The following is a 26,991-nucleotide window of genomic DNA, read 5'->3' as shown; positions in this document are numbered from 1 at the left end:
TATCCTAAATGAAAAAGATTTCCTTGTAGCAATTTTCAGGGAGATCCCATGAACACGATGTTGCTTCTTTTGAAAGAATCGCGATTCTCCGGTTTTCGGTGTCAAATATTTTGCAGCCTTCCAGGTCTAGTTTGCTGGTTCTGTAAATGTGCAAACTCGCTGAAATTTCTTCGCAATTATTGATGATGGAATGGATTCCGCCCAATTCCTCGGCGAAAATATCGCCTTGGTTTGCAAAAGTCCGCGCGTCATATTCTATAAAATTTGAATTTTTTCGGTAGCTGACTTCCGTCAAACTTCCTTTCAGGATTTTGATTCTTCCGTCGTAATTGCCGTGATCATGGATGGCCGAACAGTTATCGATTCCCCAAAGCATGATGAATGCGACCACATCGCCGCTGTAAATCGGAATTCTCTGATAGGTTCCGCGTTCCACTTCTGTTACCGAAAGTGGAAATATTTTGTTGAAATCGTTATAGTCGTAGGTGAAAAGTAAATCACAAATCTCCTCGAAACTAAGGGGTTTTTTGGTGACCAGATCATCCAAAACCTGCCTTAAACTCTGTAATCCAGCCGTATTCTTCATGTTGTGTAATTTGGTTATACAAAATTAGTTGCGGTGCGCTGAAATACGGTGCTGCGAAGTGTTGATTTATGTCAACCTTGATTTATATCAGTTTAATTTTGGAAACGATTTTTACGGTAATATTGCTGGTTTTCAAATCTTATAATCGTCTCGAATTTCGTTACTTTTTGCATAGCAAACCGGCGAGGAATTCTGTTGGATTTCTTCCGGTTTATGCTTTTTCAGGATTTCGATATTGAATTCTTCTGACTTGTTTCTTGCTATTGAAAGAGTTTTCCATTTGTCGTCCTTCAGCATTTTGGCCACGTAAACAATTTGTCCGATGTGGTAAGGATAATGAGCGAGTTGCCTCAGAACGGCATCCAGAACGGAATGCTTTTCACCGCGAATGGTGATTTCTTTTTGCCAGGTTTCGTCGGTGATTTGGTTAAGGGAATCGATGAAAACTTTCCAGCCTTTTTCCCAAACTTCCAGCATTTCAGATTTGGAATGGAGATCGTTTTCGAATTCTGAGTCCCGGTTTCGCCAATCTTTCTCGCCATCTTCGGTCAGGAAATTAGTCCATCGGGAGAGCATATTCCCGGAAATATGTTTCACGATGGTCGCGATTGAATTGCTTTCCGGATTATATTGCAACAAAACTTCTTCGTCATTGAGCTGTTCAAAAGTTTTGTCGCCAAGTTCTTTATAGTAAAGAAATCGTTTGATGAATAAATCTTTCATTTCAGTTAATTTTCATTCCAAATTTACAAAAGGCTGTCGATTGCTGAAGTTCTTTGGCACCAATTATTTGATGTTGGTTAAATTTCCAGATAGATTCTCCAAATGAAAGATTTTATCGAAAGGCGACTGGATTTTTTGCAGATTTTCCTTGTTTTGGATAAAAGTGTAGCGGGATGCCAAAGAATTCATATCCGAAACAATCACGAGCCAACATTCGTCCAAACTTCTGTCATAGTAAGCATGTTTCTGGTTTTTTTTCTCGATGATTTCAATGATTTTATCCGAACACAATCCATCAAAAAGCCCCAGATTGAAATCATGGGTGATGAATACATTTCTTCGGTGATTTGATTTTCGGATTTTTTTCACGCAGCCAACCGCTTTGCCTTTTCTGATGCAGTTCCTAATGTTTTGCACGATTTCCGCTTGTTTTTCGAGCAGATCCAATTTCGCAAGGTTCCGAAATTCCAAAAAATAGACACCGCGGTATTTCGGGGTGTCTTCTTTTTCGAGCAATATTTCTGCCTGACGGAAAATTTTATTGAGCTGGCTTTCTATTTTTTTGGTTTCCAGGTGATTGATGACTTCGGTGAGTTCAATGCCGATTTTTTTTTCATTCAGTTTGGCGATGAAGTCGGGACTTTCGCAGGTGAGGTTTTCAAACTGAACTTCTGGAAAGTGATGAAGGAACGAATTGAGCAGGAGTATTTCAGATTTTTTTCTGTATTTATCTCGCTCGTGAAGCGCTGAGTCGTCTATTTCGCGGTGATATTTCTCCATCGGCTTCTTTTTCAGATGCCGGTTCAGGTAATACAGTGAGAGATTTTTGATCAAATCTTCTTCGGAAAATACTTTTTTCATCACATTAAATTTTGAAAACCAATATTTTACGATTTTAAAGTTAAGAAAAAAAACAATACATAAGTCAACTGACAAAAAATTTAAGATTGAATTAATCTTGAAAAAAAGTATTTTTACCAAAACTTTTGCATTGGAAAAGAGAGAGAAATATTGCAAAAACTGCAGTCAGCACCTTGTTTTAGAACAAAAATATTGTCACAATTGCGGACAGAGAGCTGATACGCACCGGATCAATTATCATTTCTTACTGCATGAAATCCAGCATGGAATCTTTCATGTTGACAAAGGGATCTTGTTCACCATCAAGGAACTATTCACAAGACCTGGACATTCTATCCGGGAATATATCGAGGGGAAAAGACAAAGCCATTTTAAACCGGCACTTTTGATCATGATTCTTGCAACTGTGACGGTTCTTCTGAATCACTGGATCAATGGCGGAAAATATTTGATGGGCGATACGGTGTCGGTGAACGGGATAGATAAAACCGGCGAAATCAACGACGAACAGTTCGTGAAAATTGCAAACTCGATCGGGGAAAATTTCAATATCGTGTTGACTTGGATCAACGAGCATTTTGCAATTTCAATGCTGCTGATGATCCCATTTTTTGCCTTCGCATTTTGGTTGGCATTCCGGAAATTCAGGCTCAATTTTCCCGAATGGTTGGTGATTTCCTGCTTCATTACCGGACAGGGAATGTTGCTCTACATGGTTTTGATCGTGCTGGGCAAAAAATTTGCAAATTTAAACAGCATATTTTTTCTTTCTTTAGTGGGTGTAATTGTGTGGACCATGCTTCAATATTTTAATAAAAGCCGAAAGACAAGCATTGTATTGCGCACTTTGTGGGCACTTTTTATTTATTACGCCATTTTTGTCGGGATTATTTTAGTCTTCATTTTTGCAATCATTCTGCAGAATAGATGATAAAAATTAACTTTTAGAAAGGATTAAAATATTTAAATTTGCTGCTTTAATTAAAGTAGAAAATGGATTTTAACAACTTTCAAATGCCTTTTGGCATCACCCCCAATTATTCTAAAAAAGTAGCCTATTTTTCGATGGAATTTGCCATTGATCAGGCGCTGAAAATATATTCCGGCGGACTTGGTTTTCTTGCAGGTTCACACATGAGGAGTGCATACAACCTGAAACAGGATTTGGTGGGAATCGGTATTCTCTGGAAGTTTGGATACTATGACCAAGCCAGAAACCACGACCAGACTTTGCAGCCCACCTGGACCAGAAAAATGTATTCCTTTTTGCAGGATACCGGAATTAAGTTTCAGATTGAGATTCATTCCGCACCGGTTTGGGTGAAGGTTTATTACCTGGATCCGGAGATTTTCCACACCGCACCGATGTTTTTCCTTTCCACAGACGTTCCGGAAAACGACCATATCTCAAAAACCATTTGCCACCGACTTTATGATGCCAATGAATCTACCAAAATTGCGCAATATATTTTGCTCGGAAAAGGTGGGGCGAAACTGCTGCATGTGATGAATTTCGAAAGAGATGTTTATCATTTGAATGAAGCACACGGACTTCCAGCTGCATTTTACCTTCTGAAAAAATTTGGCGGCGATCTATCTAAAGTGAAAGAAAAATTAGTTTTCACCACACATACTCCGGAAGAGGCAGGAAATGAAAAACACAATATCTTCATGTGTCATGACATGTCCTATTTCTCTGGATTGACCATTGATGAGGTGAAAACCATCGAAGGAGTTGAAGATGACCGTTTCAACCATTCCCTTTGCGCATTGAGAATGGCCAGAGTAGCCAATGGCGTTTCTCAACTTCACGGCGAAGTTTCCAGACTGATGTGGAGCAAATATCCTGGAATCTGCGAAATCAAGGCGATCACGAATGCACAGGAATTCAAGTACTGGTCAGACAAACCACTTTACAGTGCTAAAGATGAAGACGATAAAACCTTGTTTGATTTCAGAAAAAAACATTTGAAAAAGCGTTTGTTCAAAATTGTTGCCGATCAGACAGGGAATTTATTTGATGAAAATGTCTTCACCATTGTTTGGGCAAGGAGATTCGCCGGTTACAAAAGGGCAGATTTGTTGCTGCATGATAAATCACGTTTCGAGCGGTTACTGAACAATCCGAAATATCCGGTTCAGATTATTTGGGCTGGAAAGCCTTATCCAATGGATTATTCAGCGATTTCTACTTTCAATACTTTGGTGGAGGAAGGGAAATATTACAAAAATATGGCGGTGCTCACAGGTTATGAACTTTCTTTGAGCAAATTGCTGAAACAGGGTTCAGATTTGTGGCTCAACAATCCGCGTGTTCCAAGAGAAGCATCCGGAACTTCCGGAATGACGGCTGCAATGAACGGATCGGTGAACTTGTCCACTGATGACGGATGGATTCCGGAATTTGTGAAAAATGGAATCAATGGATTTGTAGTCCCACAAGCGGATTACAATGTGCTTAGTGTTTATGATCAAGATCAGTACGATTTGGAAAACCTGTACAATGTTCTGGAAAATGAAATTATTCCAACCTATTATGATCATCCCGATCAATGGCGAAAGATTCAGCAAACTGCAATGGAAGACGTGAAACTGGATTTCAATTCCGATAGAATGGCCGATGAATATTACAAACAGATTTACGACGATTTGAGATAACAAACACTTCGTATTGACGGAATCAAGTCGATTTTAATATCAAAAAAAATCAATAAGAGCGGGCTTTCTTGAGAAGTAAGTCCGCTTTTTTGATGAATAGGAATTTGGTTTTAGGCAGCATTGAAGTAAACTACTTTTTCACCGGCCATTTTTACTCGAAATTTCTTTTTATTTTTAACCAAACAAAAATATGGTGAATCCGAGCATTTGGGAACTAGAAACATTTTACAGAAAAAGGGATATTGTCATCGTCGGTGCAGGTTTTACCGGATTGTGGACCGCGATTTCACTAAAAGAGAATTCTCCCGAAAGGTCAGTTTTGGTGGTGGATAGAAGTGCCATTCCCATCGGAGCTTCCACCAGAAACGCGGGTTTCGCGTGTTTTGGAAGTTTGACCGAGGTGATTTCCGATTCCGGAAAGATGGGTTGGGAAAAAACTTTGGAATTGGTAAAGATGAGGTTCGAAGGTTTAAAGAAAATCCAGAATTATTTTAAAGCCAAAGAAATCGATTTCGAGTTATGCGGCGGTTTTGAAATCATTAATGATGAAGAACCTTTGCAGCGAATTGATGAAGTCAACCAAAAACTGAAACCCATCACAGGTTTAGCAGCAACCTATTCTTTAAACCCAAAAAAACTAGAAGAGTTCGGATTAGGAAACTCCAAATTCCTGGTTGAAAACCCTGTGGAAGGATCTCTTCATTCGGGAAAGTTATTGCAGAAACTTTTGGAAAAATGCCAAAATAGGGGCGTTGAATTTCTTTTTGGGACAGAAGTTTTAGACCTGGAAGAAGGTGAAAGTTCGGTAAAGATCATTGCTGAAAATTTTGAAATTGAAGCTGAAAAACTCGTGATCGCAACCAATGCTTTTACGAGAAATCTTTTGCCGGAAATCGATTTGGTTCCCGCTCGTGGACAAATCCTTTTGACTGAACCAGTCGAAAATCTGAAATTGAAGGGGACTTTCCATTATGACGAAGGTTTTTATTATTTCCGAAATCTGGGAAACCGCGTTCTGTTGGGAGGCGCCCGGAATCAGGATTTTAAGAATGAAGAAACTGATGAGCTCGTCACCACAGTTTTCCTCCAAAACCACCTGGAAAACTTTTTGAAAACCGTAATCCTCCCAAATCAGGATTTCAAGATTTCAAACCGGTGGAGCGGAATCATGGCGATGGGAAAAGAAAAATCGCCAATCATCACAAAGATTTCCGACCGGCAAATCGTGGCAGTTCGACTTTCCGGAATGGGAGTTGCACTCGCCCCGAAAATCGGTGAAATGGTGGCCGCTTTAGTTTGAGTAAAAAACCCGGTGCAAAAAAATGGCAGGTTGGCTTGAAATATCCATTCCTGTTTTGCATATTCAACCACCGAATTCTATCTTTGCGAAATGGACTATTCGAGTAAGGTTTTGGCAAAAGCAGTCGAGGAAATTTCCGGACTTCCAGGAATCGGCAAAAAATCGGCGCTCCGTTTGGCTTTGCATCTTTTGAGACAACCAGAAAGCCAGGCAATCGCTTTGGCAAACGCACTGAAAAATCTGGTCACAGAAATTAGATATTGCCGGGAATGCCATAATTTTTCAGATGATGAGATTTGTGATATCTGCGCAGATTCCACCAGGAATGACGAAATTCTGTGCATAGTGGAAGATGTTCGGGACGTAATGGCCATAGAAAACACCAATAAGTTTCGTGGTAAATATTTGGTTTTGGGCGGAAAAATATCACCCATGGAAGGAATCGGTCCCAATCAGCTCCATATTTCGGCGATTGAGAGAAAATTGAATACTAAAGTGGTGAAAGAACTCGTTTTTGCATTAAGTGCAACGATGGAGGGAGATACTACCGCATATTATATCTACAAAAGATTTAAGGATTTTGGTGTGAAATTCTCTACCATCGCACGTGGAATTTCAATCGGTGACGAACTGGAATATGCCGACGAAATTTCACTCGGAAAGTCTATTCAGAACAGAATTCCGTATAACGAAGCAGGGTAGATATTACTTATGGAAACAAAAATATCGGTCATCATTCCCGTTTTCAATGCCCAGGAAACCATCGTGAAAGCGCTGGATTCGATCAGAAATCAAAATGGCGGTTTTGATTTCGAAATTATTGTGGTCAATGACGGATCCACGGATGAAAGCGCGAAAATGATTGAGGAATACATTGCGGAAAATCCACAGGTGAAAATCCACCTGAAAAACCAAAAAAATGGTGGGGTTTCAGCGGCCAGAAATACCGGTTTGGAAGCGGTGACGGGCGATTTCATTGCATTTTTGGATGCAGATGACGAATGGCTTCCAAATAAAACGGAAAAACAAATGGCGCTCCTTAATGGAAATGCTCCCAAAATAGATTTGATCTCATCTTCCAGGAACAATTCGAAAATATTATTTCCCTATATCCTAGACAAAAATAATTTGGCAAAAGTAACCTTCAACAAGTTGCTCATGCGAAACGAGATGCATCCTTCCACCGTGGTTTTTAAAAGAAATATTTTGGAAAAAACAGGATTTTTTGATGCCCGACAAAGGTATGCCGAAGATGTTTATTTTTTTCTGAACGCTGCAAAGCATCACGACCTCTATATCTTGGGTGAAAGTCTAGTGATTGCCGGTGGCGGAAAACGTTCTTTCGGAGTTTCTGGTCTTTCTGCAAATCTTTTGGAAATGATGCGCGGTTATCAAAAAAACGTGCAGGATATGTATAAAGCGGGAAATATCAGTTATCTGAAATATAAATTTCTGCGGATTTTTTATAGAATTAAATATTTTATTTTGGTCCTCCGAAGAAATTATTACAACCTAAATACTAAATGAGATTGAAGAAACTCTCCATTATTATCGTCAATTATAATGTCACAGATTTACTTCGGGCTTGTTTGAAGTCCATTGAGAAATTTGTGCAAGATGTTGATTATGAAATTATTGTGGTGGACAATGCTTCTCCCGATACTTCTTGGAAAGCATTGATTCCCGAATTTTCGCAGGTTCAGTTTGTTCCACAGGAAAATAATTTCGGATTTGCCGTTGCCAATAATTTAGCGGTGAAAAAAGCGAAAGGAGAATATGTGCTCTTACTCAATCCAGACACGGAATTTGAAAGTCACAGCATGAAGGAAATCCTGGATTTCGCTGATGCTATGGAAGATTTCGGTTGTCTTGGAGTTCGGATGCATAACAAACTCGGGCATTTTCTTCCCGAAAGCAAACGTTCGGTTCCCGGAGTTGTCAATTCCTTCAACAAATTATTTGTTTGTTTCGGAAACGGCAATAGGAAAACCTATTATAGAAATGATATCTTGGAATCCGAGATTGCCGAGGTAGAAGTCATTACGGGTGCATTTTTTCTGTGCAGAAAGCAAACTTATCAGGAAGTTGGCGGATTAGATGAAACTTATTTTATGTACGGTGAAGATATCGATCTGTGCTATTCGCTTCTTCGCGCAAAAAAACGAAACTGGTATTATGGGAAAGTCTCTATCCTTCATCATAAGGGAGAAAGCACGGTGAAAGATGAAATTTACCTGCAACGATTTTTTGGGGCGATGCAGATTTTTGTGGATAAATATTATCGGTCTAAAAAACCGGTGCAGCATTTTGTTTTGACTAAAGGGCTTCGACTTAAGCACTTTCTAGAAAGAAGAAAGTTGCCGAAATAGTCCCATAACTTTGCTGCTTAATTTTGGAATGCGCTTCAATTCTTTTAAGGATTACTTAAAAAACCTTAAATTTGCCTTTTTAAAATTCCTATGAAAACAGTCAAAATCCACGACAAAGAATTCGTCCCATACCTTAAAAATGATGAAATCCAGCAGATCATCAAAGACCTTGCAGAAAAGGTTTATGAGGATTACAAAGACGAAACACCTGTCTTCATCGGAGTTTTGAACGGGGTGATTATGTTTTTTTCGGATTTCTTAAAACATTATCCTGGCAAATGTGAAATTGCCTTTATCCAGATGAGTTCTTACTTGGGTGGGCTCCAAAGCACAGGAATCGTGTACAAAAAAATGGAACTCACCAAAGAAGTGGAGGGAAGACATATTATTTTGATGGAAGACATCGTGGATACGGGAAACACCATTGAAAGTTTGCATGCCTATTTTAAAAATACCCAGCGACCAAAATCCCTGAAAATTGCGACATTGCTGATGAAGCCCGAAGTCTATAACAAGGAGTTCAAAATTGATTATATAGCGAAAGAAATCCCAAACAAATTTGTGCTTGGATATGGATTAGACTATGATGAACTCGGTAGAAATCTCCCCGATTTATATCAGCTCGCGGAAGGAAGAATAAACCATTAATTTGATGAGCTGGTTGCCCATGGCGACTGGCTTTACAGATATTTAAATTTAAATCTAATAAAAATGGCGTTCGCAAAAAGCCAATAGCTCATTGCCAAAAGCCGAAAGCAAAAGAAATGATCAACATCGTACTCTTTGGTCCTCCCGGAAGTGGGAAAGGAACTCAAGCCCAGAACCTTATTGAGAAGTTTAACCTGAAACAGATTTCAACCGGGGATTTGTTCCGTTACAATATGAAAAATGATACGGAGCTCGGTCAATTGGCAAAATCGTATATCGACAAAGGAGAGCTTGTTCCAGACCAAGTGACAACAGATATGTTGATAGAAGAGGTTAAAAAACCAACCGAAAGCAACGGCTTTATTTTCGACGGTTACCCAAGAACCGCAAACCAAACGGAAGCTTTGGAGAAAATCGTGAAAGAGGTCTTGAATTCTGATATTTCGGTGTGCCTCTCTTTGGTGGTGGAAGATGAAATCCTGGTGGATAGACTTCTGAAAAGAGGTGAAACTTCCGGCAGAGTTGACGACTCCAATGAAGAAATTGTTAGAAACAGAATTAAGGAATATTACGCAAAAACCGCAGAAGTTGCCGAACTCTACAAAAAACAGGGAAAATATGTAGAAGTAAACGGAGTGGGCGGAATTGAGGAAATTTCGCAGAAACTTATTGCGGAAGTAGAAAAAATAAAAAAATAATTGTTTCGGGTTTCAAATCTCAAGTTTCTAGTTGGGAAAACCTGAAACTTGAAACCAAAAAAACTTGAAACTAAGCATTTATGAGCAATTTCGTAGATTACGTAAAAATACATTGCAAAAGCGGTCACGGCGGTGCCGGTTCGGCGCATCTTCGGCGTGAAAAATACATTCCGAAAGGTGGACCGGATGGTGGCGATGGCGGCAGAGGAGGAAGCATCATCATGAAAGGGAATTCCCACGAATGGACGCTTCTCCCGCTTCGTTACACGCGACACATCAAAGCCGAACGTGGAGAAAACGGTGGGAAAAACCAACTGACCGGAGCTGCAGGAGCAGATGTGTACATAGAGGTTCCCGTGGGAACAATTGCTAAAAACGAAGAAGGTGAAATCATCGGCGAGATTCTGGAAGACCAACAGGAAATTGTATTGATGAAGGGTGGAAAAGGCGGACTCGGAAACGAGCATTTCAAATCCGCAACCAATCAAACACCGAGATATGCACAACCCGGACTTCCCGGTGAGGAAGGCTTCATCACTTTTGAGCTTAAACTCTTGGCTGATGTAGGTTTAGTCGGCTTTCCGAATGCCGGAAAATCTACGCTATTGTCGGCGGTTTCGGCGGCGAAACCAAAGATTGCAGATTATGCGTTCACTACTTTAACGCCGAATCTCGGAATTGTGGAATATCGAAATCATCAATCCTTTGTGATGGCGGATATCCCCGGAATCATCGAAGGTGCGGCGGAAGGAAAAGGTCTTGGTCACCGGTTTCTGAGGCATATCGAAAGAAATTCTATTTTACTTTTTCTTATCCCGGCAGATTCCCAGGAACATTTTGAGGAATTTAAAATCCTTGAAAATGAATTGAAAGAATATAATCCCGAACTTTTAGACAAGGAATTCATCCTTTCTGTTTCAAAATCGGATTTGCTGGATGAGGAATTAAAAACCGAAATCGCAAAAGAGTTCCCGGAAAATAAGAAGCCGATTTTCTTTTCCGCAGTTACAGGAGAAGGTTTGATGGAATTGAAAGATGTGATTTGGAAGCATTTGCATGAATAGACCTCGATAGGTATTCGGCTTTTTTCATGAGGTCTTTGTGAGCGAACCAAAGGATTCACCGAAATGAAGTCTGTTTTGCAATAACAATTTAGACTCTTTTTTACGAAGGTTGGTCTCGTTTGATTGATGGAACGTTTATTGAAGTGTATTTCACCTAAATCCAGGATATGAATTATTTATTGACTTTCATTTCAGCATTTCTTATGATTTCCTGCGCAACTTCAAACAAGACGAACTATTCAAAAATAGAGTATGATGCAGGTGCCTGTTTCGGGTTTTGTCCGATTTTCAAAATGACAATTAATCCCGATAGAACAGCGATTATCGATGCTGAAAGATTTACGTTTTACGACGGAAATTCAAAAGCGGATTTTTCAAAACCTAAAGAAGGAACCTTTAAAACAACTTTGGACCAGGAAAGTTTCGATAAACTGGTTGGAATGTTAGATTCTTTGAATTTAAAATCCCTGAAAAATTACTACGGAAACAAGAATATTACAGATTTACCTACATCATATCTCCGCATTACCTTCATCGATAATTCCACCAAACATGTGGAAGATTACGGAAAAAACGGAACCGAAGACTTGCACCGTCTTTACACATTCATCGAAGGTTTGACGAAAACCCAGACTTGGACCAAGGTAAAATAGCATTAAAAAAAATTAACGTAAATTTGCAGCACAAAACCCTTCTTTTGTAGAAGGTTTTTTTATGAACGTAGTCATTCTTAATGAATCCGCTTTCTGGCGGTACTGAAAAATTCTTTTCATTCATTTCTTCGTTACATTAAAAGAATGACGCAAGTTTCATTTTAACCAAAAATCATTTCATTTGAATTTTACAGACTTAAAACTTATCGACCCTATTGCAAAGGCAATAAAGGAAGAAGGTTACACGCAGCCCACCCCAATTCAGGAGCAGGCAATTCCCAGTATTTTATTGGGAAGAGATTTACTCGGAACAGCACAAACGGGAACCGGGAAAACAGCGGCTTTCGGGATTCCAATCCTGCAGAACTTATCTTTGAAAAAAGAAAAAAACAGACACATCAAGGCTTTGATTCTCACTCCAACAAGGGAATTGGCAATCCAGATTGAGGAAAGCTTCAAAGCTTACGGAAGACACCTTCCCCTGAAAACACTGGTGGTTTTCGGCGGGGTGAAACAAGGTGCGCAAGAAGCCGGACTGAAAAAAGGAGTCGATATTCTGGTGGCAACTCCGGGAAGGTTGCTCGATTTTATTTCACAAGGTTTGATATCACTAAAAAACCTGGAAATCTTTGTGCTTGACGAAGCCGACAGAATGCTCGACATGGGTTTCGTGCATGATGTGAAAAAGGTTTTGAAACTCTTGCCGGCAAAAAGGCAGACTTTATTTTTCTCGGCTACTTTTCCAGACGAAATCAAGAATTTAGCCAACTCCATGCTCACCAATCCGGTGAAAGTGGCAGTAGCACCAGTTTCCGCAACTGCGGATACCATTCAGCAGAAAGTGTATTTCGTGGAAAAAGAAAATAAGCTGGATTTGCTAACGCATATTTTGCAGCATGACATTTCCGAATCGGTTTTGGTTTTTTCCAGAACTAAACACGGTGCCGATAAGATCGCCAGGAAACTCCAGAAAAGCAAGATTTCAGCGGAAGCGATCCATGGAAACAAGTCGCAGAATGCCAGACAAAATGCGCTCAATAATTTCAAATCTGGAAAAACCAGAATCCTTGTGGCAACCGATATTGCAGCGCGGGGAATCGACATTGACGAATTAAAATACGTGCTGAATTTCGAGCTCTCTGATGTTTCTGAAACTTACGTCCATAGAATTGGAAGAACCGGAAGGGCAGGAGCGGAGGGAAAATCGATCTCGTTTGTGGACGGTCTGGATCTGGTGAACCTGAAAAATACAGAAAAACTCATCGGCAAAAAAATTCCTGTGGAGAGAGACCACCCGTTCCATACCGATGATTTGGTGGTTCAGAAAAGGGATTCCAACAACAAACCTTTTAACCCTAATCAAGGTCAGCAAAGCTCGGGCAATGCGAAAAAAACCCGACCGCAAGAGAAGGAAGAAATAGGCTTTAGAAAAGTGAAAAACAAGAATTTTTTTAGAAAAAAATAAACTGAATAATTGAACTAAAAACCTTTCAAGTAATTTTATTTGGAAGGTTTTTTTGTTGACTATATAATGAATTTTCAGATTTTATGTTTAAATTAGCAACTGAAAAACGGTACCATAAAATTTTAAAATGAGCCAGATTGAGTAATTATTACTCAGGTTAATTTCAAGTCCGAAAGATTTCACTTTTGAAGAATTGACCAAGGTTTTTCTTTATCTCGGGTTCGAATTGTCAAATAAAGGAAAAACTTCAGGGTCGCGGATTAGGTTCTATCACAAGGAAAAAAAATTGCAATATCTTGCACATAAACCACATCCAAAAAATATCATTAAAGAAAAGGCCCTGAAAGATATCACGCACTTTTTAATGGAAAATAATTTGCTAAAATAAGAAATGGAAACGCTAAAATATAAAGATTTCTACGGTAGTATTGAGGTAAACCAAGAAGATGACACTTTGTATGGAAAAGTTCTAGGTTTGGAGAAATCCGTTCTGATTACCTATGAAGGAAATACGGTTGCTGAGTTGAAAAAGGATTTCAGAAATGCAGTTGATGACTATTTAGAACATTGCAAAGAGCATAATTTGCCAACTCATAAATCTTACAGCGGAACTCTGAATGTAAGGTTAACCCCACAAATTCATGCGAAAATTGCCCAACTTGCGGAGCAAGCCGGTCTGTCTATTAACGCATTTATAAAGGAAACATTGCAAAAAGCGATGATGTGAAATTAATTGCTCTTGGCAAAAACCCGTTCCGCATTTTGGGTCGTAATCCGATCGATTTCAGAAAAATCCAATCCGTATATATCGACGAGTTTTCCGGCAACCAGTTCCAGATAGGAACTCTCGTTTCTTTTTCCGCGGAAAGGAACCGGCGCAAGATAAGGCGAGTCGGTTTCCAGAACGATTTTTTCTAGTGGGATTTCATGCAGAAACTGGTCTATTTTCCCGTTTTTAAAAGTCACCACTCCGCCGATTCCGAGCACGAAGTTTAAATCGATGGCGTGTTTAGCCTGTTCCAGATTTCCGGAAAAACAGTGAAAAATTCCGCGAAGTTTCGGATGTTTTTTCTTTTCCAGCACTTCGAAAACTTCGTCAAAACTTTCTCGCGTGTGAATCACGATCGGCAAATCTTTTTCAATCGCCCAATCGATTTGCTTTTCAAACGCTTTGGTTTGGATTTCCAAAGTAGATTTGTCCCAATAAAGGTCAATTCCAATTTCTCCGATGGCGGGGAAAGTTCTTTCATTGAGGTAATGCGCTACAATTTCCAGCTCTTTTTCCCAGGTTTCTGGTTTTACGTCACATGGATGAAGTCCCATCATTGCGAAAATCTGTCCGGGATATTTCGATTCCAAATCCAACATTTTTTGGTGATATTGGGAATCAATCGCTGGAAGGTAAAATTTGGTAATTCCTTTATCCATCGCCCGTTGAATCATTTGGTCGCGGTCGGAATCAAATTGGTCGGAGTACAGATGAGTGTGGGTATCTATCATTTTTTCTTTACCCGAAATTCCCCTGCGAAAGAGAAGGACTTCGAGTGTTTAATTTAAATGTTATTTCTTAAGTTCAATTTCATTAATAAGTCGGTTTGATGGTCGGTCCCAAGAATGAAATCGTGTTTTCCGAAGATTTCAAATCCGTTTTTTTCATAGAATTTAATGGCTCTTTCGTTTTCTTCCCAAACACCGAGCCAAATGAATTCGGCATTTTTTTCTTTGGCTATTTCGAGGGATTTTTCCATAAGAAGCTGGCCGATTTTCATCCTTAAAAACTCCTTCAAAACATAGATTCTTTCGACTTCTATCGACTGGTTTCCCTGATTTTCGGTTTGTGCTTTTCCAAAATTGAGTTTCAAATACCCTAAAATTTCATTTTCATTTTCAGCGAAATAGAATTCGGAGTCTTGATTTTCCAGTTCTGAACGAAGTTGGTTTTCACTCAAATTTTCGGAAAGGTATTTTTGCATGTCTTGCTCGGAATTGACCTCTGCAAAAGTTTCTGCAAATGTTTGCCGGCTGATTTTGATTAAGTGCGGTAAATCGGGAATAGATATTTTTCTGACGATGATTTTCATTTTCGTTGAAATAGTTTTCGGCTAAATCCTCATTCGGGATATTCGTTTTCTGAACTTGATATAGCCCTTTGTTATGAAATGAAAAATAAGGCTTAATCCGTAATTTTTTGGAATATTGGAAACTTCACTTGCGCTTGTTGCAATTTCATTCTACCTTTTAAATGCTCGCAAAATTCCTGGTATTTTGGATCGGATTCATCGTTGGGTTGATGTTCCAATGCTTTCATGATCCTGAAATTTTCTTCTACAAAATCCATGGTTGCATCTGAAAAATAGGCGTTTCCAAACTTTTCCCAAATGTATTGAACCGCCTGTGAATTGGGATGAATCAGGTCTTCTTTATAGAAACGGTAATCTCTAAGGTCGTCCATCAAAACCTCATAAACAGGGAGATAATGGCAGTTTTCAAATGGTGGCAAAACTTCGTGAATCGCAGAAATGAGTTTGGATTTACTTAAATTATTTTCAACCATTCCGTCTTTCGTGTGGCGAACCGGCGAAACCGTGAATAAGATTTGGACGTCTTTTTTACAGATATCGTTCAAATTTTCAATGGTTTCCCGAATGGAATCCACAATTTCTTGGTGTGTTAAAAGTCGCTTCTCGAAATATTTTCCGGGAATTTTATGGCAATTCGCGACCAATTTTTTCTTGGGCAAAAACTCATAGATGAATGAGGTTCCGTAAGTAATTAGTATCCAGCTGGTTTCCTGTAAAAAAAGGTTGGCCTCTTCAATTTTGGAGTTGATTTTTTCGAGGGTCTTATGCGAAAATCGGGAATCAAAACTGCTGTGATGATCCAGCGAAATCACCTGATTATCATAGCCAACCAGATTTTCTTCGGTATAAAAATCGGCATCGTGAATTTTCTTTAAGGCAAAATTGATAGAATACGGATTAAATATGGTCCCGAAAGGATTATTCAGCGTCTGAATTTGCCCCGTTTCCAGCAATTCCGAAATCTCTGTGGCAAAGCACGATCCGATTGAAAAGATCCGGTCTTCAATTTCAATTTTCTTTTCAGAATCCTTTATTTTAACTTCTGTGCGGAATTTCATTTCTCTTCTTGCGATTCATTGACTTTTTGAATCGAGCGTAAAATATTGTAATTCGTATTGGGTATTACTATGAATCTCTTCTCAACAGGTAATTTGCCAGTTCGATAAACGGTTTTTTCTTTTCATCGGGCACATTGATTTTGTTGAGGTAATGTTGGGCGATTTCGTTGTGTTTTTGGATGAGCAAAAGTGCTTTTTCATCCACTTTTGTGCGGCGGAAAATTTTCTCTACACTGTATATTTTATCGAGATTATCCGTCTTTTTCGAGTACCAGAATTCCAGTTCTTTCCGTTCCTCTTCAGTAGCATGTTCTTTTGCCAAAAGGTAGAGTACGGTTTTCTTGTTTTCCACGATGTCTCCCGCATGCATTTTTCCGAAAGACTCCTGTTGGCCGAAAACGTCCAGGTAGTCATCCATGATTTGGAATGCGATTCCTACGTGTTTTCCGAAATTAAATATGGCTTTCGCATCTGTGAAATTGGCACCTGCGATCAATGCGCCGATTTCAAATGAAGATGCGCTCAAGATTCCGGTTTTGTAGGTGATCATTCGGATATAGTCATTGAAGGTGACATCACCTTTGGTTTCAAAATTAATGTCATATTGCTGACCTTCGGAAAGCAAAAGTCCGGTATGGTTGAAAACGCGCATGCATGCTTTGAACAGATTGGGCTCCAGATCTTCAAAAAATTTGTATGCCTTGAAAAGTAATGCGTCTCCGGAAAGTATCCCCACGTTCACTCCGTGCAAGGTGTGGATGGTCGGTTTGCCTCTTCTCAGTGGAGCTTCATCCATGATGTCGTCATGAATTAAGGTGAAGTTATGGAAAAATTCAATTGCCAAAGCCGGTTTTAGGGCTTTTTCCAATTCGCCGTCAAACATATCATTGGCCATCAAAACCATGATTGGTCGGAGTCTTTTCCCGCCATGCGAGATGATATAGTTCATCGGCTCATATAATTCGGCAGGTTTGTCCTTGAAGGTATATTTGTCGATGGCTTCTGCCACAATTCTTTGGTAATCGTCTAAAAACTGCATAAAATTTCCTGTTTTCGCAAAAATACGATTTAATAGTGTGGGTTTAAAATTTAAGATGAAAAAAGCCACTCCTTCAGGAATGACTTTTATTATTTTCTTGTTTGTAATAAAGTTTAGGCTAGAAAGACCTTTGATTTTACTTGACCATGATCACAAGTAAATAGGTGATCCCGGCTACGATTGCGGAAATTGGAATCGTTAAAATCCAGGCCCACAAAAGGCTCACGGTAATTCCCCAACGAACCGCCGAAATTCTTTTTGTTAATCCCACTCCGATAATTGCACCGGTAATGGTATGTGTAGTAGAAACTGGAATCCCGAAATGCTCTGTCAAAAACAGGGTGATGGCACCCGCTGTTTCAGCGCTGACTCCTTCGAGCGGTGTTACTTTTGTAATTCTGGTTCCCATGGTTTTCACGATTTTCCAACCGCCGCTCATGGTTCCCAAGGCGATCATCAGGAATGAGGTGAATGGAACCCAATAGTAATGCTCCACAAAATAAGTGAATTGGTGCGCCCCGTCCATCGAAGTGTAAACAGGATCTCCCAAGATTGATACATGGTAGTAAATCACGGCCGCTCCGATGATTCCCATTACTTTTTGCGCATCGTTTGTTCCGTGTCCCAAACTGAAAAGTGCAGATGATACCAATTGAAGCCTTCTGAAGATGTTGTCCGCTTTTCTCGGATTGGTCTTTTTGGCGATATTTACAATAAGCAAGGTAATCAACACCGAAATGACCATACCAATGATTGGCGCCAAAAAGATGAAAAGGAAAATCGGAATGACTTTATCATATTTGACTACATTCTGCGTGAAAAGCTGATGGATGGATAGTTTAACTTTTTCGTAAAACCCCAGATCCGGCTGTGCCAAAGCGATGACATGGTAATCAGAAACCAATGCATACATAAGTGCTGCTCCCAGAAATCCTCCGATTAAGGTGTGCGAAGATGATGAAGGAATTCCGAACCACCAAGTCAGTAAGTTCCATGCGATGGCTGCGATCAGTCCGGCAAAAATTACTTCCAGGTTGATGAAGTTCTCATTGACTGATTTCGCGATGGTGTTCCCGATTTTAAATTCTCCGATGACATACGCAGCGAGAAAAAATGCCGCAAAATTCCAAACTGCCGCCCAAAGTACTGCTTGGAAAGGCGTTAGAACTTTAGTGGAAACAATGGTGGCGATGGAGTTCGCCGCATCGTGGAATCCGTTGATGTAGTCGAAAATTAATGCCAGAACAATAATGACCACTAATAATATAGGTAAATCCATTCTTTATTTTTTGTGTTAATGAACAGATTATGCGTATTTGATGATGATGTTCTCAATCGTGTTTGCCACGTCTTCTGCTTTGTCAGTCACCGTTTCAAGGTATTCCAGAACAGATTTGATTTTGATGATGTTGATCGCATCCTGAGTTTCGAAAAGTTTTACGGTAGCCTGGCTCAAAACGTCATCGGCAATATTTTCGAATGAATTGATTTTGATACAGGATTCTTTTACTTCTCTAGGATTCTTGAAATCCTTCATGTTTTTAATCGCATTTTCGATCTCTACACATGACTTATAAATAAGCAGGGAGAATTCTGTGTATGAAGGGTCCAGCGGAGTTTTGTACAGATAAATATATTTTGCTGAGGCATACATGAAATCTGCGATATCGTCTAGTCCGCTAGCCAAAGTACTGATGTCTTCCCGGTCAAACGGAGTGATGAAGTTTTCGCCAAGCTGCACGAAGATCTCGTGGGTCAAATCATCGAGTTTGTGTTCGTAATCGCTCATATCTTTCAGCATCGTGTCGTCATTGATATCGAATTCCAGCAAACTTTCATGAAATTCTTTCGACATGGAAACCAATGTTTCTGCCACTTTTTCAAACAATACAAAAAACACTTTGTCTTTAGGTTGGAATGCCTTAAAAATATTTCCGATTCCCATTTTTTTTTAGTTTAAAATTACTGCTGCAAATTTCCGAAAAAGTCTATGGCTAATTTTTGTTTTAATGTTAAGTTTTGTTAACATTGGAAATTCAAATTCGCATAAAATAAAAAAATCAGCAAATTTTTGCTGATTTTATATTTGGTGAATAAGAATTTGTATTAATTTGCGACTTCCGCCCGCATTTCCTTGCCCTTGAATTTCAAGGATTGCAATCCTCTTAAAACATCTTCTTTGAAGGATTTTTCCACTTCGAAGAATGAAAACTTCTCCATGATTTCGATATCTCCGATGTCCGGTCGTTTCTTGGATTTCGAGGTCGCCTTGTTCAGGATGTCGAGCATATCAATTTTTTTCAAATGGTCTCTTTTTCCAAGATTAAAGAAAAAACGAGTCATTTCCCCATTGCTTTTTCTTGGCTTTCTGTCGCGATCTCTTCCTCCCTCTCTGAAGCTGTCTCTTCTCTCTCCTCTGTCACGGTCTCTTCCACGATCACGGTCTCTTCCGCGATCACGATCTCTTCCGCCTCTTTCACCACGGTCATCACTGTTGAATTTCTGATCAGCCAAATCGTTCTTATCTTTGTAGAACATAGCTAAATCTCTCAATTGCAATTGCAATAATTTGTGAACCAATTCTTCTTTAGAAAATTCAGATAAATCAGGAATTAAAGCGTCATCGAAAGTGAAAAATTCTTCATGCTCAGTAAATAATTTTTCGAAAACACCACCTACCTGAGCTTTGATTATCGCTTCTCCGGTTGGGATTTTCTTTTCAACAATATCAATTTTTGTGGAAGATCTAATTTGCTTTAATTTTCTAGATTCTTCAGGTTTAATCAAAGACATCGAGATTCCGTCTTTCCCGGCTCTACCGGTTCTTCCGCTTCGGTGCACGAAAACTTCCGGGTCATCAGGAAGGGAGTAGTGGATCACGTGTGTCAGAGAATTCACATCCAAACCTCTTGCCGCCACATCTGTCGCTACCAAAATTTCAATATTTTTGAGTCGGAATTTTTTCATCACGGTATCTCTCTGCGCCTGAGATAAATCGCCGTGAAGTGCGTCTGCACCGTATCCATTTTGCATCAAAAAGTCGGCAACTTCCTGGGTTTCCATACGGGTACGGCAGAAAATAATCGAGTATTGATTAGGATTTGCATCGATCAATCTTTTCAAAGCTTCTTTCTTATGACGGTAACCTACCACATAAAATTCATGCTTAATGTTTTTCTTCACCTCGTTGATAGATCCCACGGAAATACGATGAGGAGTGGTTAAGTAATTCTTAGAAATCCTTTCCACTTCTTTGTTCATCGTTGCCGAAAACAGAAGCGTTTGTTTGGTTTCCGGTGTTTCGCGCAAAATGGTTTCCAAATCATCTTTGAAGCCCATGGAAAGCATTTCGTCGGCCTCGTCTAAAACCAACCAGTTGATTTCAGAGAAGTCGAGTGCTTTTCTGTTGATTAAGTCAATAACCCTACCTGGAGTTCCCACAATAATCTGTGGTTTCTCACGTAGTGATCGGATTTGTTCGGTAATACTGCTTCCACCATAAACCGCTGTGGTTTTGATGTTTTTCATGTATTTCGAATAATTCTTAATGTCTTTGGTAATTTGCAAACAAAGTTCTCTTGTAGGACACAGCACCAAAAGTTGGATTTTGCGACTCCCGTCGTCAATCATATCCAAAATCGGAAGCGAAAATGCTGCTGTTTTGCCTGTTCCTGTTTGCGCAAGTGCGATGAGATCGCGGGTATCTGTAGAGATAAAAGGAATAGTCTGTTTTTGGATTTCTGTCGGGCTAGTAAAGCCCAATTCGCCAATTGCCTGCAATATTTCAGGACTTAGATTGGTCTCCGTAAATAAATTCATGTAAATGATCGTCTATAATTTGGCGGCAAAGATACGGATAAATTTGGGAGTTGAAGGCAGTGAAAACGAAGTTTTTTTTATTTTTGATAAAAATTGGTGCTTATTTTTAATTTTTTGTTAAATGAGAATCTTGGTAAAGTCCACGATTTAAATTAATTTTGATCAAAATTTACGACACATGAAACCGGCAATCGAAAATTCCACCCTGCAGTTCCTCAGGGAATTATCAAGGAATAACAACCGCGACTGGTTCAATGCAAACACAATGAGTTATGTTTCTGCACACCAGAACGTCATTGCGTTTGTGGAAGGTTTGATCGAAGAGATTTCGGAATTCGATGAGGGAATCGGAAAAATGGATGCCAAAAAATCGCTGTTCAGAATCTATCGCGATACCCGTTTTTCAAAAGATAAATCCCCCTACAAAACCAATTTCGGTGCGAGTTTAGGAATGGGAAAAGGAAATCGAAAATCCGGATATTATCTCCATATTGAACCGGGGAAATCTTTTTTGGCAGGCGGAGTTTATCAACCTGTAAGTTCTGATTTAAAGGAAATTCGCAAAGAAATATCAAGGAACGGCAAAGATTTTTTAAAAATTCTGGAAAAAGATGATTTTCGTAATCATTTCCGTGGATTGAGCGTGGAGAACAAACTGATAAAAATTCCGCAAGGTTTTGAAAAAGACGATCCGATGGGGGAATACCTGAAACTAAAGAGTTTCGTGGTGATGCACCCGGTTTCCGATTCTGCGCTTCATTCCGAGAAAGCCATCCATCATTTTTCCAAAATTTATCAATCCATAAAACCCCTCAATGATTTTTTGGATGCGGCATTTTTCGATTAAGTCATTCCTGTACAAGTAATTATTTTTCCACAATTTTTGCCCGCTATTTTTATTAAAACTAATTTTGTGGAAATCTAAAAAAGTAAAAATTTATGGCAACTTATGTGGTTGTAGGTCTTCAGTACGGCGATGAAGGCAAAGGAAAGATTACGGATGTGCTTTCCGCAAAGTCAGATTACGTCGTTCGATTTCAAGGCGGAGACAACGCGGGTCACACCGTTTATGTGGGCGATGAAAAATTCGTCCTGCACCTTCTTCCATCCGGCGTTCTGCAGTGCAAAGGAAAATGCATTATTGCAAACGGAGTGGTGGTGAATCCAAAATCCTTTATCCGCGAAATTGAGCAGATTGAAAGCAAAGGACTGAAAACCGACCACGTCTTTATTTCCAGAAGGGCACACGTGATCATGCCTTACCACATTTTGCTCGACCAGTACCGCGAAGAGGAAGAGGGCGGAACCCAAATCGGCACCACCAAAAAAGGAATCGGACCTTGCTATGAAGATAAAATCGCCAGAGTAGGAATCCGTATGGTTGATCTTTTGAATCCGGATATTTTAGCCGAAAAAATTAGAAAGAACCTTAAAATCAAAAATTCACTTTTTGAGAAATATTTTGAAAAACCTGGGCTGGAATTTGACGAAATCTACCATGAATTCTTAGAGTTAGGTAAAAAATTGCAAGACCGGATTGTGGATACCGAAGTGGAATTGAACCACGCGATCCACGATGGGAAAAACATTCTATTCGAGGGTGCACAAGCATTAATGCTGGATATCGATTTTGGGACTTATCCTTTTGTCACGTCTTCGTCTCCCACCACCGGCGGCGTTTGTGCGGGAGCAGGAGTTCCGCCGACCAGTCTGCAAAATCTCATCGGAGTGGCGAAAGCTTATACCACCAGAGTTGGGCACGGACCTTTTCCGACCGAACTGGACAATGAGCTTGGTGAAAAAATCAGAAAAATAGGTGCCGAATTTGGTGCCACTACAGGAAGGCCCAGAAGAACAGGTTGGCTCGATTTGGTTTCACTTCGTCACGCGACCATGATCAACGGGATCAATAATTTGGTGATTACGAAATTGGACGTGCTTTCTGGAATTTCGCCTCTGAAAATAGCCACCGCTTACAAAACGGAAGATGGAAAAATCATCGATTATTTCACCTCTTCTACCACGAAACTTTATGATTACGAGCCGATTTATAAGGAACTCGACGGTTGGCAAGAGGATATTTCCCACGCCAGAAGCTATGACGAACTTCCGGAAAACGCCAAGAAATACATTGAGTTTATCGAGGAATATTTGGGAATCAATGTTTACTTGGTTTCCGTAGGTCCGGAAAGAAGTCAGAATATCATCCGCAAGGAATTGTTTTAAATTAAAAGTCCCGATTTCGGGATTTTTTTTATGCCGATGTGCGGAATATGGAATTAACGGTTCACTATGTTTTTTCAAAAGTCTTTTTCTTAAAAATAGGTTTTCATATCCCATGTGAAATAAGTATTTTTGAGACCTCAAATATTTTGTCCAAAAGATAAATTTTGTAAGGAATATTTTTAATAATAAATTATTGATTTTTAAATATTTAGATGAAGGTTTTTAAGTTTGGAGGTGCTTCTGTGAAAGATGCACAAGGCGTGAAAAATGTGGCGTTGGTTCTGGAATCTCAGGGTTTCCAGAAATGTCTGTTGGTGGTTTCCGCCATGGGAAAGACCACGAATGCGCTTGAAAAGGTGGTCCACAATTATTTTGACAAACTTGATTACCAACAGGAAATTGAAAAGATCAAGCAAAACCACCTGGAGATTTCAAACGGGATTTTTGCTGCAGGTCACCCGGTTTTTGCAGAAATATCTTTGTTTTTTGACGACATCGAATCATTTTTAAGACGAAATAAATCGCCGAATTACAATTTTGTTTATGATCAGGTCGTCAGCTGTGGCGAGATGATTTCTTCCAAGATTTTAAGTGAATATTTGAATGACATTCAGTTTACCAACACTTGGATTGATGCCAGAGATTACATCAAAACGGATAACTTTTACCGGGAAGGAAACGTCAACTGGGAAGCAACCGAAAAAAATATTTCGAAACTGGATCAGTCCCTTTGCTATGTAACTCAAGGATTCATCGGTTCCGAGGAAAACAATTTCACGGTGACTTTGGGAAGGGAAGGTTCGGATTACTCTGCGGCAATCTTCGCATACTGCATGGACGCCGAAGAGATGACGATTTGGAAAGATGTTCCGGGAGTGATGACCGGCGATCCCCAGAAATTTGAAAATGTGCAGCTGCTCTCTCAGATTTCTTATGAAGAGGCGATCGAAATGGCGTATTACGGAGCTTCGGTAATTCACCCAAAGACATTGCAGCCGCTCAAACAGAAGAATATCCCATTTTTTGTCAAGTCATTTTTGGAACCGAAAAAAAGTGGGACCAAAATTGGAAATTCCGAAGATGCGCAGAAAGCCGAATCCTATATTTTAAAGGAAAATCAACATATGCTGCGGATTTCTACCAGGGATTTCTCCTTTATTGCGGAGCAGCACCTCACGCAAATTTTCGCCTTATTGGTCAAAAATAAAATTAAAATCTCATTGATGCAGAATACCGCGATTTCCCTGGAACTTTGTCTGGAAGACAAATACGGACAAATCGATGAATTTAATTCAGAGCTTCAAAAAGATTTCCAGACCGAACTTTTGAAAAATGTGTCTCTTTATACGATTAGAAATGCTAAATTAGACGACTTGAATATTTTTTATAAAGACAAAAATGTTCTTTTTGAGCAAAGTTCCAATAAAGTCATTCAGGTCGTAACAAACGGATAACCAATGAGTCTTATTTCTAAAAACGATTTAATCCTTGCTTCAGGACTGAATAAGGTTGGGTTTTTGAAAACTCCAATCGCTTCGGTCTTGATGCGTCTCACGAAACTGGATAAGGTGAACCGCCTTTACGATGTTCTGAAAGATAAGACCGGGAAGGATTTTTTTGATTCTTTCGTTCGGGAAAGGGATTTGAAATATGTGGTCTTTGAGGAAGATCTGGCGAAGATTCCAAAAACGGGTCCTTTCATTTTGGTTTCTAATCATCCATTGGGTGCGATTGACGGAATCCTGATGACGAAAATCTTGACCGAAATCCGTCCCGATTTTAAAGTAATGGGAAATTTCCTCTTAGAGAAAATTAAACCCATGGAACCGTATGTGATTCCGGTGAATCCTTTTGAAAACAGAAAGGAAATCAGGAACAGTTCCACCGGCATGCGCGAAACGCTCACCCATCTTCAAAACGGTGGCTGTGTCGGAATTTTCCCGGCCGGCGAGGTTTCAAACAGGAATAATGAGTTCGGTGATATTTTAGATAAAAAATGGGAGAAGCCAGCTCTGAAGCTGATCAAAATGGCTAAAGTTCCGGTGGTTCCCATGTATTTCCATGCCAAGAACAGTGCACTGTTTTATCAGGCCGCAAAAATCCATCCGGACCTGCAAACCTTGATGCTGCCATCTGAAATGATGAACAAAAGGGAGAAGCCGATCAGAATCCGTTTCGGGAAATGCGTTTCCGTAAAAGTGATGGATGAATACGAATCCGTGGAGGAATTGGGGGAGTTTCTGCAGAAGAAAATCTATATGCTGAAAAGCTATTATGATAAGCGAAAATCCATTACAGAGCGGCTCAATATTCCGAATTTGAAGATCAACATACCTGTATTGAAGCGGGAAAATGTGGTTCAGAACATTATCGACGAAACCCCACAAGACGATATTGTGAAAGATATTGAATCGCTATACCCAAAAGATAAAATGCTCTTCCGAAATGGGAATTATGAAGTCTTTTTCGCGACCTATTCCGAAATCCCATCAATTATGCGGGAGATCGGGAGACAGCGTGAACTCACCTTCCGAAAAGTGGGAGAGGGAAGCAACCTGCCTTTCGACCTGGATGAGTATGACCAGCATTACCACCATCTTTTCCTGTGGGACAGTGCGGAAAAGAAAGTTGTGGGCGCATACCGGATGGCATTAGGAGCGGAAGTATTAAAGAAATACGGAATTGATGGGTTTTACACCAGTTCGCTCTTTGAATTTGATCCAGAATTGAGACCGTTTTTCCGCAAGGTCATCGAAATGGGACGGGCCTATATTTCGGCAGACTATCAGCAGAGACCATTGCCGCTTTTCCTTCTCTGGCGCGGAATCATCCATGTATGCGTGAGAAACCCCGAATACAAATTTCTGATGGGCGGGGTAAGTATCTCTGATAAGTTTTCCGAATTTTCAAAATCGCTGATGATCGAGTTCATGCGTTCGAATTACTACGATGCTGCGGTTGCCCAATATGTTCATCCGAAGAAAGAATTCAAAGTAAGGCTAAAAGATCGGGACAAAAGTTTATTTTTTGATGAAGTGGAGTCGGATCTGAACAAGCTGGATAAGATTATTGACGACCTGGAACCGCAAATGAAACTGCCGGTTTTGATCAAGAAATATATTAAGCAAAATGCAAAAGTGATCTCATTTAATGTGGATCCAAGTTTCAATGATGCGATAGACGGACTGATGTATATCCGAATCAGCGAGATTCCGGAAAGCACCATTAAACCGGTTTTGGAAGAATTAAGCGAACAAATCCGCAAGGAGGAAGGTGAATAAGCGGGCAGCTGTCCACAAATAAATATTTGCAGATAGCACTTTGTGAAAATAATCCTTCTGAAAATCAACGGGTTTTTATCCAAAGCAAAAAAGTTTTCTGAAAAGTTTGTGTAATCCCGATAAAGTTTATACTTTTGCCGCACTCAATTACCAAATGGTTTCTTAGCTCAGTTGGTAGAGCAACGGACTGAAAATCCGTGTGTCCCTGGTTCGATTCCTGGAGAAACCACAAACCGCCCCATAAACAGGGCGGTTTTTTTAATTACGCTGCCGAGATTATCCCCGAAATTTGGGATCAGTTTTAAAACTTGGGGGAAGCTATGGAAAGCATTAATTTTGCTGGATGTTAAGTAGCTACGAAATCCTCCGACTTTTATTACCTGAATTTTTGATAGAACATTTCGATATTACCGCCATTAGTAATATTGATGATGTTTTACATATTTCTTTTGAAGAAAAAAA

The 26,991-nt window shown here is 39.7% G+C and carries 27 protein-coding genes and 1 tRNA gene; 18 read left to right on the top strand and 10 right to left on the bottom strand.

Annotation, left to right across the window (positions count from 1 at the left end; all coding sequences use genetic code 11):
* Window positions 1-4: 4 nt before the first annotated feature.
* The 3 genes from ACM44_RS10960 to ACM44_RS10950 all read right to left on the bottom strand — a co-directional run bounded on the left by ACM44_RS10960 (window position 5) and on the right by ACM44_RS10950 (window position 2,170).
* Complete coding sequence (locus ACM44_RS10960; protein WP_048500093.1) at window positions 5-586, bottom strand: cysteine dioxygenase; 582 nt, start codon at window positions 584-586, stop codon at window positions 5-7.
* 132 nt (window positions 587-718) lie between these two features.
* On the bottom strand, window positions 719-1,309 hold the full coding sequence (locus ACM44_RS10955) for a DUF1572 family protein (RefSeq protein ID WP_048500092.1): 591 nt from the start codon (window positions 1,307-1,309) through the stop codon (window positions 719-721).
* A gap of 63 nt (window positions 1,310-1,372) precedes the next feature.
* The gene (locus ACM44_RS10950; protein WP_048500091.1) at window positions 1,373-2,170 is read right to left on the bottom strand and encodes a hypothetical protein; all 798 of its coding nucleotides are present in this window, start codon (window positions 2,168-2,170) and stop codon (window positions 1,373-1,375) included.
* A gap of 130 nt (window positions 2,171-2,300) precedes the next feature.
* Between ACM44_RS10950 and ACM44_RS14870 the strand changes: the two genes are divergently transcribed.
* The 13 genes from ACM44_RS14870 to ACM44_RS10885 all read left to right on the top strand — a co-directional run bounded on the left by ACM44_RS14870 (window position 2,301) and on the right by ACM44_RS10885 (window position 13,752).
* On the top strand, window positions 2,301-3,101 hold the full coding sequence (locus ACM44_RS14870) for a DUF3667 domain-containing protein (RefSeq protein ID WP_160304018.1): 801 nt from the start codon (window positions 2,301-2,303) through the stop codon (window positions 3,099-3,101).
* 62 nt (window positions 3,102-3,163) lie between these two features.
* Window positions 3,164-4,828, top strand: a complete 1,665-nt coding sequence (gene glgP / locus ACM44_RS10940) for an alpha-glucan family phosphorylase (RefSeq protein ID WP_048500090.1) — start codon at window positions 3,164-3,166, stop codon at window positions 4,826-4,828.
* Window positions 4,829-5,018: 190 nt separating this feature from the next.
* Window positions 5,019-6,128 carry an NAD(P)/FAD-dependent oxidoreductase gene (locus ACM44_RS10935; protein ID WP_048500089.1) on the top strand — a complete coding sequence of 370 codons (1,110 nt, stop codon included), beginning with the start codon at window positions 5,019-5,021 and terminating at the stop codon, window positions 6,126-6,128.
* A 90-nt stretch (window positions 6,129-6,218) separates the two neighbouring features.
* Complete coding sequence (recR, locus tag ACM44_RS10930) at window positions 6,219-6,830, top strand: recombination mediator RecR (protein WP_048500088.1); 612 nt, start codon at window positions 6,219-6,221, stop codon at window positions 6,828-6,830.
* 9 nt (window positions 6,831-6,839) lie between these two features.
* Entirely contained in the window at window positions 6,840-7,655 is an 816-nt protein-coding gene (locus ACM44_RS10925; protein WP_048500119.1) for a glycosyltransferase family 2 protein, read from the top strand.
* Complete coding sequence (locus tag ACM44_RS10920) at window positions 7,652-8,497, top strand: glycosyltransferase family 2 protein (RefSeq protein WP_048500087.1); 846 nt, start codon at window positions 7,652-7,654, stop codon at window positions 8,495-8,497. The genes ACM44_RS10925 and ACM44_RS10920 overlap by 4 nt, the downstream gene beginning before the upstream one ends.
* A 90-nt stretch (window positions 8,498-8,587) precedes the next feature.
* Window positions 8,588-9,145: a hypoxanthine phosphoribosyltransferase gene (hpt, locus tag ACM44_RS10915; protein WP_048500086.1), complete on the top strand. Its 558-nt coding sequence runs from the start codon at window positions 8,588-8,590 to the stop codon at window positions 9,143-9,145.
* A 116-nt stretch (window positions 9,146-9,261) separates the two neighbouring features.
* Window positions 9,262-9,843 carry an adenylate kinase gene (locus ACM44_RS10910; protein WP_048500085.1) on the top strand — a complete coding sequence of 194 codons (582 nt, stop codon included), beginning with the start codon at window positions 9,262-9,264 and terminating at the stop codon, window positions 9,841-9,843.
* 80 nt (window positions 9,844-9,923) lie between these two features.
* Window positions 9,924-10,907: a GTPase ObgE gene (gene obgE, locus ACM44_RS10905; RefSeq protein WP_048500084.1), complete on the top strand. Its 984-nt coding sequence runs from the start codon at window positions 9,924-9,926 to the stop codon at window positions 10,905-10,907.
* Between the two features lie 167 nt (window positions 10,908-11,074).
* Window positions 11,075-11,560 carry a DUF6438 domain-containing protein gene (locus tag ACM44_RS10900; RefSeq protein WP_048500083.1) on the top strand — a complete coding sequence of 162 codons (486 nt, stop codon included), beginning with the start codon at window positions 11,075-11,077 and terminating at the stop codon, window positions 11,558-11,560.
* A 181-nt stretch (window positions 11,561-11,741) separates the two neighbouring features.
* Window positions 11,742-13,025: a DEAD/DEAH box helicase gene (locus ACM44_RS10895; protein ID WP_048500082.1), complete on the top strand. Its 1,284-nt coding sequence runs from the start codon at window positions 11,742-11,744 to the stop codon at window positions 13,023-13,025.
* 193 nt (window positions 13,026-13,218) lie between these two features.
* Window positions 13,219-13,413, top strand: coding sequence for a type II toxin-antitoxin system HicA family toxin (locus tag ACM44_RS15780; protein ID WP_048500081.1), 195 nt, complete (start codon window positions 13,219-13,221; stop codon window positions 13,411-13,413).
* A 3-nt stretch (window positions 13,414-13,416) separates the two neighbouring features.
* Window positions 13,417-13,752 carry a type II toxin-antitoxin system HicB family antitoxin gene (locus ACM44_RS10885; protein WP_048500080.1) on the top strand — a complete coding sequence of 112 codons (336 nt, stop codon included), beginning with the start codon at window positions 13,417-13,419 and terminating at the stop codon, window positions 13,750-13,752.
* A gap of 2 nt (window positions 13,753-13,754) precedes the next feature.
* Here the strand turns inward: ACM44_RS10885 and ACM44_RS10880 are convergent, their stop codons facing one another.
* The 7 genes from ACM44_RS10880 to ACM44_RS10850 form a co-directional block, all read right to left on the bottom strand.
* Entirely contained in the window at window positions 13,755-14,525 is a 771-nt protein-coding gene (locus ACM44_RS10880) for a TatD family hydrolase (RefSeq protein ID WP_048500079.1), read from the bottom strand.
* A gap of 53 nt (window positions 14,526-14,578) precedes the next feature.
* Window positions 14,579-15,106, bottom strand: coding sequence for a GNAT family N-acetyltransferase (locus tag ACM44_RS10875; RefSeq protein WP_048500078.1), 528 nt, complete (start codon window positions 15,104-15,106; stop codon window positions 14,579-14,581).
* Window positions 15,107-15,198: 92 nt separating this feature from the next.
* The gene (locus ACM44_RS10870; protein ID WP_048500077.1) at window positions 15,199-16,164 is read right to left on the bottom strand and encodes a GSCFA domain-containing protein; all 966 of its coding nucleotides are present in this window, start codon (window positions 16,162-16,164) and stop codon (window positions 15,199-15,201) included.
* A gap of 67 nt (window positions 16,165-16,231) precedes the next feature.
* Window positions 16,232-17,203, bottom strand: coding sequence for a polyprenyl synthetase family protein (locus ACM44_RS10865; protein ID WP_048500076.1), 972 nt, complete (start codon window positions 17,201-17,203; stop codon window positions 16,232-16,234).
* 136 nt (window positions 17,204-17,339) lie between these two features.
* Window positions 17,340-18,482, bottom strand: coding sequence for an inorganic phosphate transporter (locus ACM44_RS10860; protein WP_048500075.1), 1,143 nt, complete (start codon window positions 18,480-18,482; stop codon window positions 17,340-17,342).
* A 27-nt stretch (window positions 18,483-18,509) separates the two neighbouring features.
* Window positions 18,510-19,148 carry a DUF47 domain-containing protein gene (locus ACM44_RS10855; RefSeq protein WP_048500074.1) on the bottom strand — a complete coding sequence of 213 codons (639 nt, stop codon included), beginning with the start codon at window positions 19,146-19,148 and terminating at the stop codon, window positions 18,510-18,512.
* A gap of 161 nt (window positions 19,149-19,309) precedes the next feature.
* On the bottom strand, window positions 19,310-21,022 hold the full coding sequence (locus tag ACM44_RS10850) for a DEAD/DEAH box helicase (RefSeq protein WP_048500073.1): 1,713 nt from the start codon (window positions 21,020-21,022) through the stop codon (window positions 19,310-19,312).
* 178 nt (window positions 21,023-21,200) lie between these two features.
* Between ACM44_RS10850 and ACM44_RS10845 the strand changes: the two genes are divergently transcribed.
* From ACM44_RS10845 to ACM44_RS10825, 5 genes are all read left to right on the top strand, one after another.
* The gene (locus ACM44_RS10845; RefSeq protein WP_048500072.1) at window positions 21,201-21,869 is read left to right on the top strand and encodes a DUF2461 domain-containing protein; all 669 of its coding nucleotides are present in this window, start codon (window positions 21,201-21,203) and stop codon (window positions 21,867-21,869) included.
* Window positions 21,870-21,961: 92 nt separating this feature from the next.
* Window positions 21,962-23,248 (top strand): adenylosuccinate synthase, encoded by a 1,287-nt coding sequence (locus ACM44_RS10840; RefSeq protein ID WP_048500071.1) that lies wholly within the window; start codon window positions 21,962-21,964, stop codon window positions 23,246-23,248.
* Between the two features lie 212 nt (window positions 23,249-23,460).
* Entirely contained in the window at window positions 23,461-24,702 is a 1,242-nt protein-coding gene (locus tag ACM44_RS10835; protein WP_048500070.1) for an aspartate kinase, read from the top strand.
* 3 nt (window positions 24,703-24,705) lie between these two features.
* Window positions 24,706-26,529, top strand: a complete 1,824-nt coding sequence (locus ACM44_RS10830) for a lysophospholipid acyltransferase family protein (RefSeq protein ID WP_048500069.1) — start codon at window positions 24,706-24,708, stop codon at window positions 26,527-26,529.
* Between the two features lie 156 nt (window positions 26,530-26,685).
* Window positions 26,686-26,758 (top strand) — tRNA-Phe (locus tag ACM44_RS10825).
* The last annotated feature ends 233 nt before the right edge of the window (window positions 26,759-26,991 follow it).

It is taken from the genome of Chryseobacterium koreense CCUG 49689, from assembly GCF_001045435.1.
In the GTDB taxonomy this organism is placed as follows: domain Bacteria; phylum Bacteroidota; class Bacteroidia; order Flavobacteriales; family Weeksellaceae; genus Kaistella; species Kaistella koreensis.
This window is presented reverse-complemented; position numbering and strand designations above follow the sequence as displayed.